The sequence below is a fragment of the Ornithinimicrobium cavernae genome (assembly GCF_003121625.1).
Lineage (GTDB): Bacteria > Actinomycetota > Actinomycetes > Actinomycetales > Dermatophilaceae > Ornithinicoccus > Ornithinicoccus cavernae.
The window spans coordinates 1-1,021 of record NZ_QDDJ01000036.1; the positions used below are offsets into that span (position 1 = coordinate 1).

At 69.5% G+C, this 1,021-nt stretch carries 1 protein-coding gene; it reads left to right on the forward strand.

Annotated elements, in window-relative coordinates:
- Positions 1 to 122: 122 nt before the first annotated feature.
- On the forward strand, positions 123 to 1,021 hold an 899-nt coding region (locus DA085_RS20605), incomplete at its 3' end, for a tyrosine-type recombinase/integrase (RefSeq protein WP_154402278.1).

Here is a 1,021-nt window from a genome sequence, read left to right on the forward strand (position 1 = left end):
GCCGGGCACGCCTCGATCGAGTCGACCCGGATCTACCTGCACCTGGCCGATGACTGGCTCGCCGCGCAGTACCGCAAGGCCGCCGAGGTCATCGACGCACAGGTCTTCGCCGGGAGCCCGCGGTGAACTCTGCCGGCACCGACATCGCTTCCTGCACGCTGGCGTCCTGGCAGGAGCTGGAGGCTGGCTGCCCGCACGTCGTGGCCACGATGCGGGCCTACCTGGAACAGATCGGGTGCGTGCTGCGCCCGGGCAGCGTGCGCAACACCGACCAGTGCCTGCGGGCGTTCGCGCTGTTCCTGACTCAGCAGGCTCCCGAGGTCACCTCCATCCAAGAGGTCCGTCGCGCTCACATCGAGAGCTACAAGTCCTGGCTGGCGGCCCGGCCAGGACGATCCGGGGCCCCGCACGCCGCCACGGCCACACGGGCGCACCGCCTGGGGACGCTACGGATGTTCTTCGTCCGCATCGATGAGTGGGGCTGGGAACAGGCACCGCCGAAGGTACCGATGTTCCCCGGTGACCTGCCCCGCCAGGACCGTCCCCTACCCAAGGCGTTGGACGACCCGAGCGCGGCCAGGCTGTTGCGTGCCGCCCAGGCCGACAAACGACAACTCGTCGGGGTGACCGTGGAGGTCCTGCTGCGCACCGGACTACGGGTCAGCGAATACACCGCCCTGCCCGCCGACGCGATCGTGCACATCGGCGTCGGCCCCTGGCTGCACGTCCCGGTCGGCAAACTCGGCTCCGACCGCTACCTGCCGCTGCACCCGCACCTGGTCACCCTCATCGAGGACTACCGGGCCGCGCACGTCGACGCCGCGCACGCGCTGCTGATTCCCAGGGAGAACGGTCGAGCCCTGGACCGACATACCGTCACCAGAATGATCAACAAGGCCGCCACGGCCGCCGGCCTGGGCCACCTGCACCCCCACATCCTGCGACACACCCTGGCCACCCAGGCCATCAACCGCGGTATGTCCCTGGAAGCGACCGCCGCGATGCTCGGGCACAAGTCAAT